The organism is Paenibacillus doosanensis, assembly GCF_025060755.1.
Taxonomy (GTDB): domain Bacteria; phylum Bacillota; class Bacilli; order Paenibacillales; family NBRC-103111; genus Paenibacillus_S; species Paenibacillus_S doosanensis.
In genome coordinates this window covers 15,223-33,215 of the sequence record NZ_JANYUY010000055.1, presented here as the reverse complement: position 1 = coordinate 33,215, position 17,993 = coordinate 15,223, and the positions used below count along the sequence as shown (strand labels likewise).

General features: G+C 55.6%; 11 protein-coding genes. 2 read left to right on the top strand and 9 right to left on the bottom strand.

Translation table 11 applies throughout. The features are described 5' to 3' along the window. Positions 1–4: 4 nt before the first annotated feature. Positions 5–1,075, bottom strand: coding sequence for a cache domain-containing protein (locus tag N0M98_RS27925; RefSeq protein ID WP_259619807.1), 1,071 nt, complete (start codon positions 1,073–1,075; stop codon positions 5–7). A 190-nt stretch (positions 1,076–1,265) separates the two neighbouring features. Next, a complete protein-coding gene (locus N0M98_RS27920) occupies positions 1,266–1,922 on the bottom strand; it encodes a YheC/YheD family protein (protein WP_259619806.1) in 657 nt (218 codons plus the stop codon). Positions 1,923–2,197: 275 nt separating this feature from the next. On the opposite strand from N0M98_RS27920, the gene N0M98_RS27915 reads away from it, so the two are divergent. Continuing rightward, a complete protein-coding gene (locus N0M98_RS27915; protein WP_259619805.1) occupies positions 2,198–3,043 on the top strand; it encodes an SDR family NAD(P)-dependent oxidoreductase in 846 nt (281 codons plus the stop codon). Positions 3,044–3,382: 339 nt separating this feature from the next. Here the strand turns inward: N0M98_RS27915 and N0M98_RS27910 are convergent, their stop codons facing one another. The 7 genes from N0M98_RS27910 to N0M98_RS27880 all read right to left on the bottom strand — a co-directional run bounded on the left by N0M98_RS27910 (position 3,383) and on the right by N0M98_RS27880 (position 17,631). Continuing rightward, positions 3,383–6,280, bottom strand: coding sequence for a GAP1-N2 domain-containing protein (locus N0M98_RS27910; RefSeq protein WP_259619804.1), 2,898 nt, complete (start codon positions 6,278–6,280; stop codon positions 3,383–3,385). Further along, positions 6,277–7,542 carry a TRAFAC clade GTPase domain-containing protein gene (locus N0M98_RS27905; protein WP_249865798.1) on the bottom strand — a complete coding sequence of 422 codons (1,266 nt, stop codon included), beginning with the start codon at positions 7,540–7,542 and terminating at the stop codon, positions 6,277–6,279. The genes N0M98_RS27910 and N0M98_RS27905 overlap by 4 nt, the downstream gene beginning before the upstream one ends. A 379-nt stretch (positions 7,543–7,921) precedes the next feature. After that, positions 7,922–8,563: a hypothetical protein gene (locus N0M98_RS27900; protein WP_259619803.1), complete on the bottom strand. Its 642-nt coding sequence runs from the start codon at positions 8,561–8,563 to the stop codon at positions 7,922–7,924. A 36-nt stretch (positions 8,564–8,599) separates the two neighbouring features. Then, positions 8,600–9,892 carry a vWA domain-containing protein gene (locus N0M98_RS27895; RefSeq protein ID WP_259619802.1) on the bottom strand — a complete coding sequence of 431 codons (1,293 nt, stop codon included), beginning with the start codon at positions 9,890–9,892 and terminating at the stop codon, positions 8,600–8,602. A gap of 77 nt (positions 9,893–9,969) precedes the next feature. Then, positions 9,970–12,375, bottom strand: a complete 2,406-nt coding sequence (locus tag N0M98_RS27890; protein WP_259619801.1) for a hypothetical protein — start codon at positions 12,373–12,375, stop codon at positions 9,970–9,972. 84 nt (positions 12,376–12,459) lie between these two features. Beyond that, a complete protein-coding gene (locus N0M98_RS27885; protein WP_259619800.1) occupies positions 12,460–15,849 on the bottom strand; it encodes a tubulin-like doman-containing protein in 3,390 nt (1,129 codons plus the stop codon). A 21-nt stretch (positions 15,850–15,870) separates the two neighbouring features. Then, positions 15,871–17,631, bottom strand: coding sequence for a VWA domain-containing protein (locus N0M98_RS27880; protein WP_259619799.1), 1,761 nt, complete (start codon positions 17,629–17,631; stop codon positions 15,871–15,873). 179 nt (positions 17,632–17,810) lie between these two features. Between N0M98_RS27880 and N0M98_RS27875 the strand changes: the two genes are divergently transcribed. Then, on the top strand, positions 17,811–17,960 hold the full coding sequence (locus N0M98_RS27875; RefSeq protein ID WP_249865804.1) for a hypothetical protein: 150 nt from the start codon (positions 17,811–17,813) through the stop codon (positions 17,958–17,960). Positions 17,961–17,993: the final 33 nt, after the last annotated feature.

Here is a 17,993-nt window from a genome sequence, read left to right as displayed (position 1 = left end):
TTGCTTAATGGCTACGAGCAGCTTCTTGATCGGCAGCGTAATGCGTCCGGAAATGAAGGAAGCTAGCGGCTATGGAGAGCAGAATCATCGCGGCCGTGGAATAGAGCGTGTAGGAAAGCATGTTGGGCACGGTGCCAAGCAGGTTGTCATAAGGGATGAAGACGACGGACAGCCAGCCGGTTGTCTTGATCGTATCGAAGCAGACGACCATCTTCTTCCCGCCGATGCGGATCAATTCCGTGCCGCTTTGCTGGCGGAGCGCGCTCTGAATCCATTCCCGGTCTACATCGGGGGCCTGCTCGAAGGAACGCGAAGCGGAGACGGTTTCCCCCTCGGGCGTCAGCACGTAATAATAAGAGCCCTGAACGCCGAGGCTTTCGGCGAACGCCTTGTGCAGCATCGATTCCTGATAATTGACGACGAGCACCGGACGCTCGGTATGAGGAGGCAGCTGCTGCAGCATATTGTTCTGGATCATCGAAATGTTGATAAGCCGCGTGGCGGTGAAGACGAGCTGGGACTGTTCCTTATGCTCGGTCGTCATGGCATAAAACCGGTCCAGCAAATTGTAGGTCGGAATCCAGCGCGTATTATCTTTCGCTTCGAGGCCGATCCCGTACAAATTCGACTTCTGGAAATCCGTCTTGGGAATCCAGAAATAAGGGTTGCCGCCGAATATATATTGGCTTGTGACGAGATTGACCGAGTAGAGGTCCTCCGACGACGGAAAATACTTTTGCAGAATGCGGGTAATTCTGCGGTCGTCCTCCGAGCTGAGCGGCCGGCTGCTCCAATCGCTCGTGTTGAAAAAAGCGAATAAATCCTCGTCGAGATGCATATTGACGGCGATTTGCTCGACCGACGCAAATTTCGAATTCAAGGACTCGTCGCTCTTCTTCACGATGCCGAGGATCGTTTCGCTTGCATTCTGAAGAATTACCTCCGAGCTTTTATAATAATAGCCGACTCCCAAAATCGTTAACGACACGATCACGAGCATCATATACGACAAAAACAGGCGAGCCCGCAAGCTTAACCGGGCGTAGGTGTGGGCGATCCGTTTAAACGCTTTCATAAAACCTCCGGAGGCGACAAAGTATGGAACGGCCGTAAGAGCGGCTTGTATGTTTACATCGTAATGAGCGGGCCTGTCTTTGTCAATTTATTACGCCTCCCGCTTCGGGCAAAGAAAAGACCGCCCGGTTGACGCCTCCCACCCTGCGCGTCCCGGACGATCTTTGCGTTCGCCGAAGCCTCATCCGCCGTTAATGCGGCTTCGTATTGACCTCGAACATCCATATTTTCCCATTTTTATCGATTCCGTAATCGAAGCCGAGCTGCCCGATTCCGGGAAAAGAGGCTTTCAACAGCCGCATGCTGCGGTAGGATAAATTGCGAAGCTCCCGCTTTTTCGCTTGCGGCGCGATCGACAAGGAGCGGCGGATCGCGTCGCTTGATTTCAGCAGCGTGCCGCCCCGGCATAAATTCGTAACGAACAGTCCCGGTCTAGCCAGCCGTCCGACAATGGCTCTGGTCACCCACCTGCCTCCTTGATCAACGAGCTTCACCCGGTAATCGACCGGCCGTCCGGCAATTTGCGCCAAGCGGATGCCCCGCTGAATCAAATAAGCTCTGCCCCGGCGTATGCGCCCGACGGCAGCCAGCATAGAGGCGAAATCGGCTCTGCGCATGATCTTGCCGCGGTAATGAATGATATACCCGCTTCCTTGTTTGTAAATTAGAATAACGCCGCTTCCTCCCGTACCTACGACGGGTTTGGCGACCACTCTGCCGTACTTGTTTACCATTTGTGCCAATGCGGCGCTTGTGAACCGTCTCGTCTCCGGTATGTGGCCCGCAATGCCGCGGTGCCTCAGCAATACATTGGTTTTCAGCCATTTGTTTGCTACGCTTCTTGACATTGTTACCCAAGCACCCCTTCCTTTGTACCGGCTAATCCACTCCATCCACTATTAGACTATTCATGGAAGCAGGGTGGTTCTTGTACCTTTGTCCGGTAAGGACGGATGGCGGAGGAACAAGCGTCTACCGGACCGAAGCGGTCAAAGCTTGCCCCCGGCGAGGAGCACGTCCGCCTTTTCATAGATTCCAATAATTGCGAATAGCTCACTCCCAACATGACAATAGATGACATATTACTTTTGGTATTATGAAATAAATAACTGCGAAGGAGTAGATGAACTTGAAGAGACTTGCGGGGAAAATCGCTCTCGTAACCGGAGGAAGCCGTGGGGCAGGACGAGGGATAGCCATTGAGCTTGGGAAAGCCGGAGCCGTAGTTTATATATCCGGAAGAAGTTTACGAGGCACGACTACGCACGGTTTTCCGGGTAGTATTGATGAAACTGTCGAGGAGATTCTAAACAACGGCGGAGAGGCTTACGCATGTCGTTGCGATCATACCAATGATGAGGATACACGAGCTTTGATCGAGAGAATCCGGCAGGAACAAGGACGTCTCGATATCCTTGTGAATAATGTCTGGGGACTGCATGACTTGGAAGTGAATTTGCAGCCCAAACCTTTCTGGGAATATCCGCTGACCATGTGGGATGCTACGTTTCAGAGCGGAATACGCGCACAAATAGCGACAAATCATTATGCGATCCCGCTTATGTTGGAAGCCGATTCCGGATTGATCGTACATACCACATTTCGGGATCAGGATAAGTATTTAGGAACTTTCTATTACGACCTTGCCAAAAATGCGATTAACCGCTCCGTGTTTGGATTGGCTCATGATCTCAAAAACACCAAAATAACGGCGGTAGCGGTCTCCCCGGGTTGGATGAGAACGGAACTGGTATTAAGGACTTTCGATACAGATGAAGATCATTGGATGGAGGTTGAAGCTCTTAAGCACACGGAGTCGCCGTATTATGTTGGGCGAGCGGTGTCTGCCTTGGCAGGGGATGACGAAGTGCAGCTTAAAAACGGACAGGTGCTTCAAGCTGGCGATCTTGCCCGGGAATACGGATTCACCGATATTGACGGACGATTCATCCCCCCCTTTCTGATATAATCAGGCATACCGTAGAGACCTCTTTAACTTAGCCTTTATGTGAACAAATCCCCCAAAAGTGACGTGATGCTCTGAAGCTTATTCCGTCCGCATCCAGCCTAAGCTGGATCGGCGTCTAACCCTTCCTCTGGGATCGTTCTATGGGTAGACTTTACTTTCGGGGGAGAACCCGGATATCCACAGGATATGGCTGCGCATCATTTCCTAAACAATAAAAAAGCCGCTCTATGAAAATCATTCATAGACGCGGCTTACCTCTAAGCAAGTCAAATCCAAACCCCGTTACCGAAAAAATAAAAGGATAACTCCGTTGCTCGCTTTTGTCCGGCGGCGTGCGCCTTACTTTTTACCGGCGTCGTACTTGACCGTTTTCTTGATCGTATCGCTCATTTTGCCGAACTTGTTGCCGGCTTTGATCTCGATGGGGTTATCTCCCGGTACGAGATTGATCGTTTGGGAAATGCTGCCCTGACCGACCGCCTGATCGTTAATATAGATGGTCGGGCTCGGATCGTTCGGGTCTTTGGCGTTGGCCGTCACGGTAATCGAGGCGCTTTTCGTCGTCTCCGGGATCGGCCCGTGCGTGACCGTAGGCAGCGGCACCGTATACATGACCTTTTTCTGAACCACTTCGGACGATTTGCCGCCCCGGTTCACCGCTTTAAATTCGAATATATTTTCGCCGTCGTGCAGCTGCACCTTGGTGTCGATCGCGCCGTTGGAGACGTATTGGCCGTTAACGTACATTTTGACATTCAGCACGTCTTTGTCAGCCCCCTTGACGCTCGCTTTCAATGCGATCTCCATCGTCGTTGAAGTTTCCGGCAGCGATTCGACGGCAATTTCCGGCGCTGGGCCGAAGCTTGCGATCCAAGTCAGCAGCGGATTCCACAGGAGAACGAGCAGCACGACGATGAACGGCGCCGCAATCAAGCCGCCGCGCACCAGCTTGCGCTTATTTCGCGCGATAAATTGAGCGAGCTTACCCGATTGCCTCAGCTTGATCGTTTGGAACAGCGCGGCGAACGATTCGTTGTCGGTCTCAAGCAGCTTTTGCCGAACCTGCTTATCCTTGAACGCGCGCGGCTCGCGCACTTGGAAATATTTGCTCACCGCCGCTTTATAATGCGGATTGATGACGCCTCTCTCGTCCACAAAGCGGCTGTCGGAAGCCGACCACAGGAGAAAATCATGCACCTTATCCGCTTCGAAGCTGTTCGCGGCGATAAATTCCAGCAGCCCGTCGTAATCGTATTCGTTCGACTCGTACAGTCCCCGCTCCGAATCCGGTCTGTAGAAAGCGAGCAGAATCGAGCTGTAGCGGGACGGATCGATCCTGCCCGCAAGCAGCCGTCTCAACGCCGCCTGCACGTTGTCCAGCTCCACCGGACCGAGTCCTTGCAGCGCGTCCACCGCCTCTTCCTCCTCGCCGGGACGCAGCATGAGCGAGCAGTACAAAATGCCGGTCAAAATGAGCTGCTGACGCCTCGTCTTGTTCGCATGGCGGAACAGCTCTTCGTCGAGCGGGTCGGCGATGAAGCCGAGCGCGACGACGTCCTCGTAGCTCAGCTGCGTCAAATCCAGCTCCTCCAGCAGCGCCAGCTTCACCTCCAGCTGCCACTGCCGGCATACGGCGCCGAACTGCTTGCGGCCGGAGCGCGACGGCAGTTCGCCATAAAAGTCGTGAAGGGAGACCGCCGTTTCGATGCGTTTGCGCGCTTCCCTCTGCAGCAGCTGCTCCTGCTTGCCCGTCACCTCGCGGGCGAAGAACGGCTCCAGCGTCACATCCTCCGCCTGCTTCAGCCAAAACATGATTTCTTCTTTCAGCCGTTCCGCGCTTTGAATCTGCTTCAACCGGTAGGCGACATACTGCTCGGCCGTCGCGGCGGACTGCTTATGCAGCTCTTTCATGACGAGTCCGAACAGGGAAACGCGGCCGAGCAGCAGATCGGACAGCTGCGCCGCTTTTTCGATCCCTTCCCCGCTTTTTCCCGCCAGACGGTTCATAAAGATCATGAAGCACTGTACCAGCAGCGCCTGCTCGCCTTCTTCGGCGAAATCGTAATAAGCGATCAGGCTCTTCATATAGTCCGCCGTCGGGATCGCCTCTCCGTCCGAAACGTCCTTGCGCAGCAGACGGATGAACAGCTCCTTAAGCCGCGGCTTCCGCTCCGCGCTTTCTTTGTCCAGATAGGTCAGCAGCGCATTCATAACGCCCGCGCGGTTATTGTCGTACTGCGCTTCGCTTCCCTGCTCGATCTCATACAGCATGCCGAGCTGATAATAAGTCGGGATCGCCAGGGATAGCGCTCCGGCCTCCCCTTGCAGCGCCTGCTCGCAGAAATCGAACAGCTCGTCCAGCCGCCGCTTGTCGTTATGATGGGCCCAAATCCAGTCCAGCAGGGCGTGATTTTGCCCGGGGAGCTCGGTATTCAGCCATTTTTGGCCAGCGAAGTCGAACACATAATCTTTCTCGACTCTGCGGTCCGGCAGCCGCAGCCCACCCGGCTCCACAAACACGATATGGATGTTCTGCTTGGCCTCCGGCTCGCTGTTGAACGTCGTAAATCCGAGCTGACGGCGGAATGCGTAAGGTATGCAGCGGTAAATAATCTCCAGCAGCAGCCGCGCCTGCTCGGCGCTGTCCGCAACGTCCGCCGCGAGGGAAATGTAGACCTTCTTTTTGTTGGCCGCCGACGACATGACCGCGTAAATCAGCTGCTGAAACAGGCGCGAATCGATACCCTGCGCGGCAAGCAAGCGATCCCCCTCTTCAGCTGAGCCGGCCGGATCGAAGGCTACCTCGTCCAGCTCCGGAATCGATTTGCCGCCGCGGATGTCGTAGCCGCTCCGGAAATCGCGGATGCGAAGCAGCCGGTTCGGCTCGCGTACGAACGGCTCCTGCCGCTCGCCCGGCACGATGAATTGATGCGTGAACGACGCGCTGCGCTGCCCCGTGAAATCCGTCTGAACGTACACGCTGCGGCCGATGACGAGTTCCCCGCTGTCGGCGCGAAACACCGTCAGCGTCTTCGGATACAGGCTGCTATCCGTCTCGTCGCGGCCGAGCAGCTCCTGCGGCGCTTTATAGACGCAGTACGGATGCAGCACCGACTTGATAAAGCCGTTGTCGAGCCCGGCCGACTTGGCCACCGTATCGAAGCCCTCGCTGGTGCGGAATATGCCTTCCCTGTCTCTTGTAAAATATTGCTGCTGAATTTTCCTCTGTCCGGTCACCTGGCATCTCTCCTGCCTACGTAATCCAGCTGGTGAAGCAGCCAAATGAACGGCTCGTCGACGCGAATCGGATTGATGACGCTGGTTACTTGTTTATTTACGGGGTTGGTGCCCAGCGCGGACACGGCAAAGTAAGCGGTGTTCGTAAAGTAGACGTCGATGGCATCCTTGAACGGCCGGTCCACCTTCTCGATAAAACGGCTGATCTCGCCGTTAATATTTTGAAATTCCGTCTGGTCCAAATAGCCCTTATGAACGACATTGCGAAAAACGTTGCTGTTCGGCTGAATGTACTCGCTGTCTTCTTCCTTCAAATACTGCAGCATGTCGCTCTTCGTGAGCACGATCGCCGTCGGAATATCCGTCTTGCTGTTATGCTGGTGGGCGATGAAATTTTCGAACAGGCTGATGACCACCTCGCGCGGCTCGTCATAGCGGCTCGCGAATTCGCCTTCCTCTTCGCCCAGATTCAGATGAATCCGGTCGCGGATCGTGCGGATTTGCAGCGGATCGACCAGGAACAGAATGCCGGACGAATTTTTAATATGCGCGGCATAAATGTCCAAATAATCCCGCTCCACCATTCCTTCGCCCGCCACATCGAAGAAGACGAGCGTCAGCGGCGCCTGCTCCGGATCTTTGAACACGAATTGAAAAATAAACGGCTCCTGCTGCTCGTTCGGGTTCGTAGATTGCAGCATGCTGCCTCTCTCGAAAATCGGCTCATGGTAATTTTGCCGGAATTTGCGGCTGATTTCCGCACTGAGCGGCATGCACGCCGCATCGAAGTTCGAGGCGGTCGTCTGCTGCAGCGTATGGATCAGCGAGGTCATATAGACGGACTTGCCGACCTGCGAGGCGCCGACGATGGAGATGATGTTGCTCGGCACCTTGCCGGATGAAATCGGCAGCTCGTTATGGCAGTTCGGGCACAGCCGCCGCTTGGTCGTATGACCGTAGCGGTCGGTGACGGCGACGAGCACGTTTTGCGAATATTGCTTAAAATCCTCCGGAATCGTATCCGGATCGATCACCGCTTCCATATCCTGCTCGGACAAATGGAACTTGCGCCGCCAAGCGTTCAGTCTGCGGTCCTCCTGCAGCATGAACTCGTCGTCGTCCTCCTTGCTGTGAACGGCGCGGAACACGACGTCCTCCGGCTCGAATTTGCTGAAGCAATACGGGCATACGATGCTGTAATAAGGGGGCCGCTCCTTGACGGGCGGCTTTTTCTCAAACAGGCTTTTGAATTTACCCAGCATGTGAATCCCTCCTAAAAGTTTTCGGAAGAAAACTATCTTCGTAAGCATAAGCTAAGAGTTTTCGTTAGAAAACTGACTTCGTGAGCTTTCAAAGGGTGGTGATTTCGTCGTGTCCTGCGGTCGATAGAAGTTTCCACTCGCTGTTGTAGCCGGATTTTTTTCATTTTTGAAGCCCTGAAGCGGGACAAATCCGTCTACAAAGGCGACCGCTTACGCTGCTCCAACTTTCTATCGACTCTCCGGCCACTTCTTCACCATGTTTTTCAAAATATGGCGAAAACCGCCTGATTTCTTGAATAGGTTAGACATCCGGGGACAAAGGCGAACGCTGCGCTTCTCCAGATTGCTCTCGCTGCTTCGCCCGCTTTTTCACCGTTTTTCACGATTCCAATATCAGCTCATACTGTTCTCCGTAACGGCTCTCCGTAAAAAACAAGCGGATAAAGTCGTGCTTGCCGACTTCGATCTCGGGAAGCGCGCTGTGGCCGACGGCAAAATCGCTCATAAACGGGTAGGCGATGCCGTCCTCCTTATGCGCCGGAACGGCGCCTTCCTTCTTCACATAGCAGAGCGCTTCCTTCGGCACCGCGATTTCGCAGAACAGCTGGATGCGGGCCGTTTTGAACTTGCTGAACAGCCTGCCGCCGTATTTGATCGAGCAGCGTATTTGCGCTCTCCCGCCGCTGACGCGGACGTAGTTATCGCGGTCGGCCTGCATGAACGCCGTCAAGCCGCTGCCCTGCCGGAGGCAAGGGAAGATGCGGTAGCCGCGGGCGCCGATATAGCTCACGCGCTCCTTGTAACCGCCCTTCACTTTGTACTCTTCCCGGGTCAGCAGCTTCAGCTGCGCCGGAGCGAGCTGCTCGGGCGCCTGCTCCTCGTCCTCCTTAAAGCTGTAAATATATACGTACTCGACATCCTTCGGCCACTGCCAGGTGATCGTGCATTCCCCGTCCCGCAGCTGGCATTCGGCTTTGCGGATGCGATAAGATTCGTTTAATGATTCCCACTGCCGCTGCATCGCTGTTTATCCCTCCGTCCAGAAATCGCTGCTTTTTTAGCGGAACCGCTTGCCGGTCTGGTCGCCGCCTCGTCTGCCGTAGCGGCCCTGCGGCTCCAGCTCGACGCGGGACCTCCGGCCCCGGCCGAAGCCCGAATGGCCGCCCGTTTCCTGGCGTACCGCAACAAGCAGCGTAGAGACGGAAAGCACGAAAGCGAGAATCAGGTCGGCCATCAACCGGTATATCGACGGATAATCGGCTCCTTGGACGCCGGATTCGATAATTAGCCCGGCCAGAAGTCCGGCTACCGTGCCGCCGATCGAGAAGCTCGCCGCCAAATAGCGGTTGTCGAAGATGATCCCGAGCGACAAGCCGAGCAGCGTTCCGAGCAGCGTAATCAGCACCGCTCTCAATAGGCCGTGATAACCGTCGGAGGCCGCGGCCCCGGTGCGCTCGTTCAGCAGATGCCGCTGATGATTCAGCAAATAAATTTGCTCGAAGGCATCGGCAATCCGGTCCGCGCTCTGCGCGTCGTAATAATTGCCGCCGGTATTGGCGGCAATCTGCTGCAGCAATTGTCTGCCTTCCGCCTGAGTGGAATCGATGCCTATCGTATGTACGCGGACATGCTCCTGCACGTAAGGAGCAAGCACCTTGGCCGTATCGACATCGCTGTACCCGTCGGAAATAAGGATCACCGCCGCGTTGCGGCCGGCTCTTCCCTGCTGCTGCAAATGATCCATAGCGGCATTAAGCGCCTTGCCGATATCGGTTTGCCCGTTAGGAGCATAGGCCGCCTCCAGCTTGGCGGACAGCTCGTTCTTGACGCCCGCTCCGCTCAGCTGCGTCAGCGGAAACACTTGCTCGGTCTGCTCGTTGAACGTAAACAGCGCCGCGCGCTTCTTGCCGTCCATTTTGCCGATCAGGGACTGGGCGGCCCGGACGCTCTGCCTGTCCGGGTCGGTCTGCAGCATGCTCTCGGACTTGTCCAGCAGCAGCACGTAATCTTGGGGAACGTCCCGCTTCCCCAAAGACAGGCCGTATATAAACTGAAACAGAACCCCCGCGACAAACAGCAGGACCAGCGTACCGGGCACAAGCAGCTTCCAGCCGTCGCCGGCGTAATGCAGCCGCCAATTGTTCCCGTTCAGCTTCGGCGAGATGATCTCGGCCGCCAGGCAGCCTATGCCGACGAACAAGGCGAACTGGCCGAAATACAGCCCCATCAGCAGCGTCTCGTGCATCGCGCCTTCCCAGCGGTCCAGTATCCATTCTCCTACGACAAAGCCAATAAAACCGCCGATAACGCTAAAAATTGTCAACAATGAGTTCCATTTGCGCTGTTTCACCGTTTCCCCCTCTTTCTAGTTCCATGCCTTCCCGTATCGATTCCGCTTCCGGCCGCCACGCAGCCCGATGCGGATGATTAGCCTTGATCCGGCAGCGCCTTCGGTTCCGAAGAGCGGTCTTCCGGGCCGCTCAGCTCAATCCCGTGAAACTGGTACCCGTTCTGAACGTACGTATCGTAATAAATTTTACCGTTGCGGTAATACATCAGATCGTCCAGCCGGAAGCCGCCCATCAGGTTCAGCTTCTCGATGCCGCTCGGCTTTTTCTCATGAATGCAGCCGAGCTTGTACGTTCGGCTGCCGTGATCGACGGCGTACGCATATTGTACGAATTCGCTCTGATAATCGCCGAATATATATTTCTCCTCGTACCGGTGCCGATGCGTCGACCGGTACACATCGATGCGAATCGCCGCCTCGTTCTCGAGCGTTGCGTACAAATCGCGGAACAGATCCTCCTTCGACAGCACCTCGCGGTTATCGTAGCTGGCGGCCACATTCGCCCGCTTCAGCAGCTCGTCCTCGAACGTGCGGCTAAACAGGCGATGGGAGAACAAGTCTTTGCGCGCGGCTAAGATCAGCCGGTCGATCAGCGCCTCTTCCCCCTGCAGGAGCAGAGCCGATATATTGCCGAGACAGCGGTCTTCCCAATAAAACTGAACGCCGCGGCGCTCCTCCAGCTCCTCTGCGATCTCCTTCACCACTTGCTCGTAAAACTCGTTGATGTTGCGGCCCAAGTAATCGTTCGTCACGGATATGCTGCTCCGACTCGTATCGCGAAGCGCCGTCTCCAACCGGCGAAGCCGTTCCGCGAACGGCGCGGCGTACGCGTGCAGCTCCTCCAGCTTGCCGATATAACCGGCAAGCAGCTGCTGCTTCGTCTCCAAATAGAGCAGCTCCAGCTTCATTCCGTACACTTCATCGACGATATGCCGGACGACCTGCTTCACTGAAAGCTGATTCCTCAGCCGGCTCCATAGCGACGCCTGCCCGAACGATTGCGCCTCGACCCGTTCGTCGTACTTGCGCTTCAGCTCCTCGCGGCACTGCTCGATATGCGCCGCGTTTTCTCTGAGCTGCTCGCGCAGCTCGTGCGCAATGCCGCCCTCCAGCGTCTCAGCCGTCCACGCGCAGCCGCTGATAAACCCGTAAGCCGGGTGAATCAGGACGCGCTCCCGGAACCGCCGCTCCAGCTCCCCCGGCAGGCCGCGCTGGGCCAGCGCCGTCTCGACCCGTCGGGCGACGTTCGTCTCGAAGAACGTTTGCGCGTTGCCGCCGAACAGCGCGATCTCCGCTTCCCGAAGCGTCATCGTTTTAAGCTCCGAGGGCGAAACGGGATGATACAGCATCCCGTACATCCCGTCGACCGCTTTGGCGGGCTCGCTGACAAGCTCCTCGGCCAAGCGGGAGGAACGCCCTTCTTCCAGCTCCAGCTCGTGCAGCAGCTCGCGGCTGTCCCTGGACGCGCTGTTCTCCTCCAGCCGCTGCAGGGCCAGGCGGTACCAATGGTACAGCGCGGTCAGCGCAATAGCCTGGTCCGGCCGCTTCACCCGGGCCATGCCGGCGGATGCGTAACATCGTCCGTCGGTATCCGGCGGGATCATATTCTGCTTGAACTGCTGGTTGTTGTAGGCGCCGTGCTGGGGATCGAGCTCCTGCTGCGCCTTGCGGTTTTTCAGCAGATTCAATCCGCTGATGATGTCGTAAGCGCCCTGCATGCCGCTATCGGCAAATATCCCCCGCTCATCCTTGTTGCTCAGCAAGTACACCATGTCGAACAGCGGCGCCGGACCGTGCATAACCGGCAGCCGAATGCCTTCTCCGGTGACCTGGAGCATCGCTTCAAACCGGTAGCCGCGATCCTGGTACGAGTCGGTCTCCCGCAAAAAGCTGACGCCGAGCGAAGAGGAGAAGGCATAAGTCTCCTCGACCTGCTTCTCCTCCAAAAGCCCGTACAAATCGATCATCACGGAGCGGAAATGCTCCCCGAATACCGATTTGATCAGCACCGTCAATTCCGGCAGCAGCACGTTGCAAGGATCGTCCAGCTCCGTTACGACCGCGATGTTCAATCGCTGCATATGCGAATACATCCGTCCGAATTCCGCGATGCGGCTGTTCATTTTCCGCAGGATGACGTTCAATTCCAGCAGCTTCGCTTCATCTTGATAGAAGCGCTTGTGCAAATCCGCCCGCAGGCTTTTCTTATCCCCGGCTGCGCCGGGCATCGTCCAGCGGTACAATCTGCGGTCGTCATCCGCGTCCAGCGGTTTCGTGCCGACATGCAAGTAGACGACGCCGGCGCTGTTGTTCCACTGCTTGCCGTTTAACGCCGCAACCTGCCGCAGCGCTTCCTCCGTCTGGTCGCCAAGGAACAAAAACACGAGTGGATGGTTGATGCTGCGCAGCTCGTCTCCGTCACTGCCTCGGTTATCCATATCGGCCGCATATTCGTTGGCGAACGCGAGCAGCTTCTCCCGCATGTTCCTTCCCCCTCTCCGCTTAAGCGAAGTGTTCTTTTTTTCATTAGAGCCGGCCCCGTTTGATCTTCCTAGATGCCGACTGGCCTATTTCAAGCTTTTCACCATATCGTTTACTTTCACCGACACCTGCTTGTAGAAGCGGTACATGTCTTCCCCGTTCTCCCATTCGACGCGATCGTAATCCAGAGCCGATTTCGCCTCCTGGTAACTGGCCGCCATCTCGCTAAGCTTCGCGAGCAGCCCGCTAATATCCGAGGATGACGTCAGCTGCTGTACCCGCTTGGCCGACTTGCGCTGCAAGAGCGCCTTCTTCTTTTCATCAAGCTCGCGGGCGCGGTTATAAATTTCGTATTCGACGAATTTATTCACCTGCATCAGATTGACGAAAGCATCCCACGGATCTTCGTCCGCATCGTGATCGTAGACGAACAAAGCGCCTTTTTTGCAGATGGTGTCGGTATACATCGCCTCGATGAACAGCTGCATCAGCTTTTCTTCGTCCTTGTAGGCTCCGAGCAGCTTCTCCAGCTCGGCGATTTTGGCCGAGATCTGATCGTACTTGCGGCCTTCTTCCTTCACCCGCTTGAGCAGCTCGGGCGAACGGATCAGGTTGTCCTTCGCCATCTCCTCGCTTATGCTGCCGAAAATGTCTTTCGTTCCTTCCACCGGCAGCCCTTGCTGAACGAAAGCCTTGAGCTCGCTCACGCAGCGCTGCACTTCGCCCAGATTCGGTCTTTGCGAGCCGAGCTGCATATTGAAGGAGGCCAGGTGGCGCTCCAGATCGAACGGCTGCGAGAATCGGCATTCGTAGCGGTTAATCGTGCCGCTGTCGTCGCCTTTGACGCGGATGACTCCGTATTCCATCAGCTTATCGAACAAAGCGCGGACTTCGGCATTGTATTTTTTGACGCGCGAATTGTCGTAGGTGTCGCCCCATGATTTCTCCGGTATCGGCGAAGGCAGATACGTCCAGTTGATCTTATCCGTCTGCACCAAATGGCGGCCGATGCCTTCCGGCTCGAGAATCGTGTTCTCATAGCTCGTCTCGTATACTTTGAGCGGCGTATAGAGGAACAGCGGAATCCCGTTTTGCGTGTTCAGCCAGAAGATGCGGTTCTTCACTTCGCTCTCCTTGACCGTGAAGCGCGAGTTGGCGATCGCATGATCCTGGAAGTTGCGGATCCCTTTGAAAATGGCGGGAGCCTTCACCGGCACCGAGACGAAGCCCCATGACGGGAAATTGAAATGTCCCGAGCTGTTGCTCAAGTGGAAGACCGGCTTCGCTTCCTCATACAAGCGGTTGGCGATGTTCTGCTCCACCAGCTTCTCGATCGAATCGTCATGGCCGTACTTGATGACGAGGAACTCCTCCATCGACTTGGTGATCAGATCGCCGAAATGGTCGGTCAAAAACTCGGAGATCGCGCTGATAACGTCGACTTCCTGCTCCTTGATCCATTGATTCGATTTGCGCAGCAGCTCGTTCGTGAAATCGCGGATCAAATCGTTCACGTTCTTCTCGTCCGTCACCTGACCGATCAGCTTGGCCATATCCGGCACGCTGACGACGTTCCAGTAGTACGTCCGGTTGCCTTTATGATCGACCTCTTCCTCGCCGTTGGTCAAAATATCGCCGTTTTTCTCGAATATTTTGTTCAGCTCGTTCAGCAGCTCCGTAAACACTTGATAAATCCGCGAGTTTTCCTGGTTGATCAAATCGTACAAATCCTCGTAAAACTCCACCATCTGCTCCATTCGCTCGCGGTCGGCCTGCAGCAAATATTCGTGGATTTTGGCCTCGATGTACGCATCCTTTTTCTTGTCCTTGGAGATGAACGCGCTGCGGGCCTCGGTCAACTTTTGCTCCGAATTTTCTTCGGCCGACTCGATATCGCGGGGAATGCGGTAAATGCTCTCCTTCAGCGACTCGATATACGAGGAAATCAGCTTCAGCAGACAGAATCCTTTATCCTGCAAAATAATGCGCGACACATAGAACGGCCCCTGCTCCGGGTTGCGGAAAATTTTGGTTACCTGCTCGGAGAACAGCTCTTTCTTCTCGCCCGGCAGCTGTCTGCGGCATTTGATATATTCCTCGCGCGCCCGGGAGAGGAAGCTCTGCTCCAGCTCCGTATCGATATTGACCGTCTGCTGCTTGACGACGTTGGCATAGCTTAGCCGCTCGCTGTTCTGATAGCCCGCCAGCGGCTCCGGCACGCGCTCTCCGAATTCCCTGTGGATCGAATCGGGATCGATGCCGAGCTTATGCGCCAGCTTCTCCACGTCCTCCTGGGACGGACCGGCATGGAACATCTTCTCCATCCGCTGAAACATCTTGAAGGCGAGGTATGTCGTCATCTCCTCGATCGGCAGCACGGCCGACGAAGCGCCCAAAATGTTGTACTGGTAGTTGGCCGCGTACGCTTTGGGCATCTGATTGATATTGGTGCGGATGTTACTGATATAGTCATGGATCGCGAACTCCTCGCCGGAGCTTTTGTCCTCGCTCGCCATAAAGTTCGTAATATTCTCCGCCGTCACGTTCATGCAGTAATCGTAGGCGTTCTCCAGCAGCTTGCCTTCGAGATTCGTCGCCGAGATCAGATGCGCCAGATTGAACGGAGGCATCGGCGAGTTGACGTTCAGTATGCTAGCGTACTGCTGCTTGAACCGCTCGCTGCGTTCGTCGACATTCATCCAGTAGTCGAGCTCCTTGAGCGCCGCATAGCCGTTCTTTTTGATATATTCGCGCGAATGCTCGGATAAGCTCTTGTTGGCCAAATTCACGTCCGGCGTGAACAGATAGCCGAGCAGGTTCACCTTATCGACGCCGGCCGAACCGAAATCGCGTTCGATGATGCCGCGCACGATATAGGCGATATCGAGGAAGCAGCCGCTGCCCGTACCGCCCGACAGACCGGTCAGCAGAAATACCATCAGCTTCTTGTTCGTGCCGACCGAGAGCGTCTTGATCTTCCGCTCGATCGTCTGCACGACCTGCACGATCTTGGTGAACAGCAGGAGCCGTCCCGCCTGCCGGACGCCGGAGGCGCCGTTGATGCCGTCGGTAATCGTCAGCTCGGGCGACAGCCATTCCTTGATGTACGGCTCCAGCACGCTGCGGTTTTGCAGCACGCTGCCGATCTCCGGATTGGAGAGCAGCACGAATTCCGTCAGCGGATCGAGCCCGATCCCCTTATATTTCTTGTTGCGGTCGTGCTCGTTGGTCTCCAGCGCAAGAAACTCAACGTTGCTCGGCTTCTCCTTTTTCTTCTTCGTAAAAGGGTCCTCCGGCAGCTTGAACCGGCGGTTGATCTGGTATTTCAAGCGGAGCAGCGCATCGATCCCGGTGCCGCCGAGACCGATGATCAGCATCGGGTTGTCGATCGTGTCGACGCGGATTTTTTCGCTGATAATGCCGCCGCCCAAAGAAACATCCAACTGTTGTATATGCTCTCTGACCACTGCTTTCATATGTGCTTCCTCCGTTAACGGTTATTTTATATATTCGAGGGAGATCGATTTATTTACGTTTTGCAGCGTAATCCGGATGCGGTCGCCGCTTTTCAGCTCCTTGCCCTTCGCCGCGTCGAACACGCGTCCGCCCTTCTCGATGACGCAGCCCGATTCGTTGAACAGCGCGACCGTATCCCCGGCTCCCGGCCTGAAGATAATCGTTTGCGTCTCCGCAAACTCGGGGGCCAGCTGCAGCAGCTGATGGAGCTGGAACTTGCCTTTGAAGGCGTTCAGCTTCTTGTACTGCGGCGTCGTGCGCTCTCCCGTATCCTCGTCCTTGATTTCGATCACGAACTGGCCGACGAAGCCTTTGTTCGCCTTCTTCCAGACGGACAGGGCGTACAGCAGCGCTGCGATAAGAATAAGCGCGCCGGCGATCGAGCCGCCCGTCACCGCCCAGTTGATCTTCGGCTCCTCCGAAGTCCCCGTGCCCGTCTCGGGAGCCTTGGCTCCGGATTTGGCAGAAATCGTCGCCGCTGCGGATTCCTTGACGAAATTCGCGTTCTCCACCTTTACCTTGAGCGAATAATCGTGCGCATCGGCGATCTTCATCGAGCCTTCAAAGCTCTGGGCCGATACGGCGAGCGGAATTTCCTGCGTCTTCTTCGTATCGAGATCCGTGACGATCAGCGTCGATTTGGCGTTTTTGTACAGCTCGGCATCCGTAGCCTTCTGTCCGTTCGACTGCAAATACGCTTTGACCGGCACCGTGTCTCCAGGCCTATAAGATATAGACGACGAAAGTTCCATCGACACCTGCAAATCGTAGTTATAAATTAAATTTATGTCGATTTTTTCTTTGGGAACCCCTTTGACCTTCAGCTTCCAGTCGCCCTGCGCCGGGTTCAAAATTTTGATCAGCGAATAAGCGTTCGAAGTCGAATACACGATCTGGTCGGACGGAATCGCCTGCTCTTGACCGGCCGGATTGAACAGCTTAACCTCTACGGGCTTGGCCGACATGATCGAAATGTTGGCCTCCTGGACGCTGGAGTTCGGAATCTGCACCGCCACCTCCTGAAAATCGCCGTTCGCCGTAATGCCGGTGAGCGGCACGACCTTCAGCTTCAGATGGCTCGCATAAATTTCGCTCAAAATTTGCGGCAGATCGTCCGCCGAGCTGGTCACGAACAGCTTGCCGTTCGTTTCGTTCGAAATGCGCTCCAGCGCATCCTTGTTCAGCTGTCCGTCGGCGTTGAGGCCGATCGTGTAGATCGGAATGCCTTTGTCCTTGGCCTTCTTGACCGCGTCGCTCAGCACTTTGTCCGACTGTTCCTGCGACTTGCCGGCATTCAGCGAGTTGTTGCCGTCGGTCAGCAGAACGATGAGCGGAACATGCCCCTGCTCGGAGCCGGACTCCAGCACCTTGACCGCTTCGCTGACGCCGACGGCGATATCCGTATAAGGTCCGCGGGTTAACTGGTCGATGAATTTCTTGAGATCCTGCTTATCCTGAACGCTGTTCATCTTCAGCAGCGCCTTCTCGCGGAGCACTTGATCCGTGTAGGCGACGACGCCGATTTTATCCCCTTGCACCGAGGACATATCGACGAACATTTTCATCGCTTCGTAGCTGACTTTGTTGACGTCGCTCTCGTTCATGGACGTGCTGACGTCCACCGACAGCACCGCGTCGATATGCGTATCGCCGTCCGCGCCGGCTGCCCATGCTCCCTGCGAGCAGGTCAGAAGCAGCAGAAGCGTAAGGAGCAAGCGGAAGACGGATGTGGTATGATTCATTGTGTTGATTCCTCCAAAACGTGATTTAAGGAAATTGTCGATTCCTGTCGGGGTTGTAACGAATTTCTGTTGTAAATTGTAAAATGTGGGAGCGATGATGTATATTATGTCTACTAACCATATTAACTTTTTAGTATGCAAAATTCCACTAATAGAATCTTAAAGTTTAGGAGAATCCGATGCCGACATTTATTGGAATAGCTTTTGCCGCCGTCTTTGTCGCCGCCCGCTGGATTTATTTTCATACGAGCCGAAAGCAGGAAGTGCGCCCGGACGCCGTCGACGCCGAATTTCTGGACCTGCTGAACAACGGTGATCGCCATGAGTAAAAAGATTCCCGTGCAATTTCGCAAAAGCGTGCG

Bases quoted from the DNA above. Each gene is read 5' to 3' on its own strand.
- N0M98_RS27880 (WP_259619799.1), bottom strand. From the start codon at position 17,631: ATGAATCATACCACATCCGTCTTCCGCTTGCTCCTTACGCTTCTGCTG.
- N0M98_RS27920 (WP_259619806.1), bottom strand. From the start codon at position 1,922: ATGTCAAGAAGCGTAGCAAACAAATGGCTGAAAACCAATGTATTGCTG.
- N0M98_RS27890 (WP_259619801.1), bottom strand. From the start codon at position 12,375: ATGCGGGAGAAGCTGCTCGCGTTCGCCAACGAATATGCGGCCGATATG.
- N0M98_RS27925 (WP_259619807.1), bottom strand. From the start codon at position 1,075: ATGAAAGCGTTTAAACGGATCGCCCACACCTACGCCCGGTTAAGCTTG.
- N0M98_RS27875 (WP_249865804.1), top strand. From the start codon at position 17,811: ATGCCGACATTTATTGGAATAGCTTTTGCCGCCGTCTTTGTCGCCGCC.
- N0M98_RS27900 (WP_259619803.1), bottom strand. From the start codon at position 8,563: ATGCAGCGGCAGTGGGAATCATTAAACGAATCTTATCGCATCCGCAAA.
- N0M98_RS27905 (WP_249865798.1), bottom strand. From the start codon at position 7,542: ATGCTGGGTAAATTCAAAAGCCTGTTTGAGAAAAAGCCGCCCGTCAAG.
- N0M98_RS27915 (WP_259619805.1), top strand. From the start codon at position 2,198: ATGAACTTGAAGAGACTTGCGGGGAAAATCGCTCTCGTAACCGGAGGA.
- N0M98_RS27885 (WP_259619800.1), bottom strand. From the start codon at position 15,849: ATGAAAGCAGTGGTCAGAGAGCATATACAACAGTTGGATGTTTCTTTG.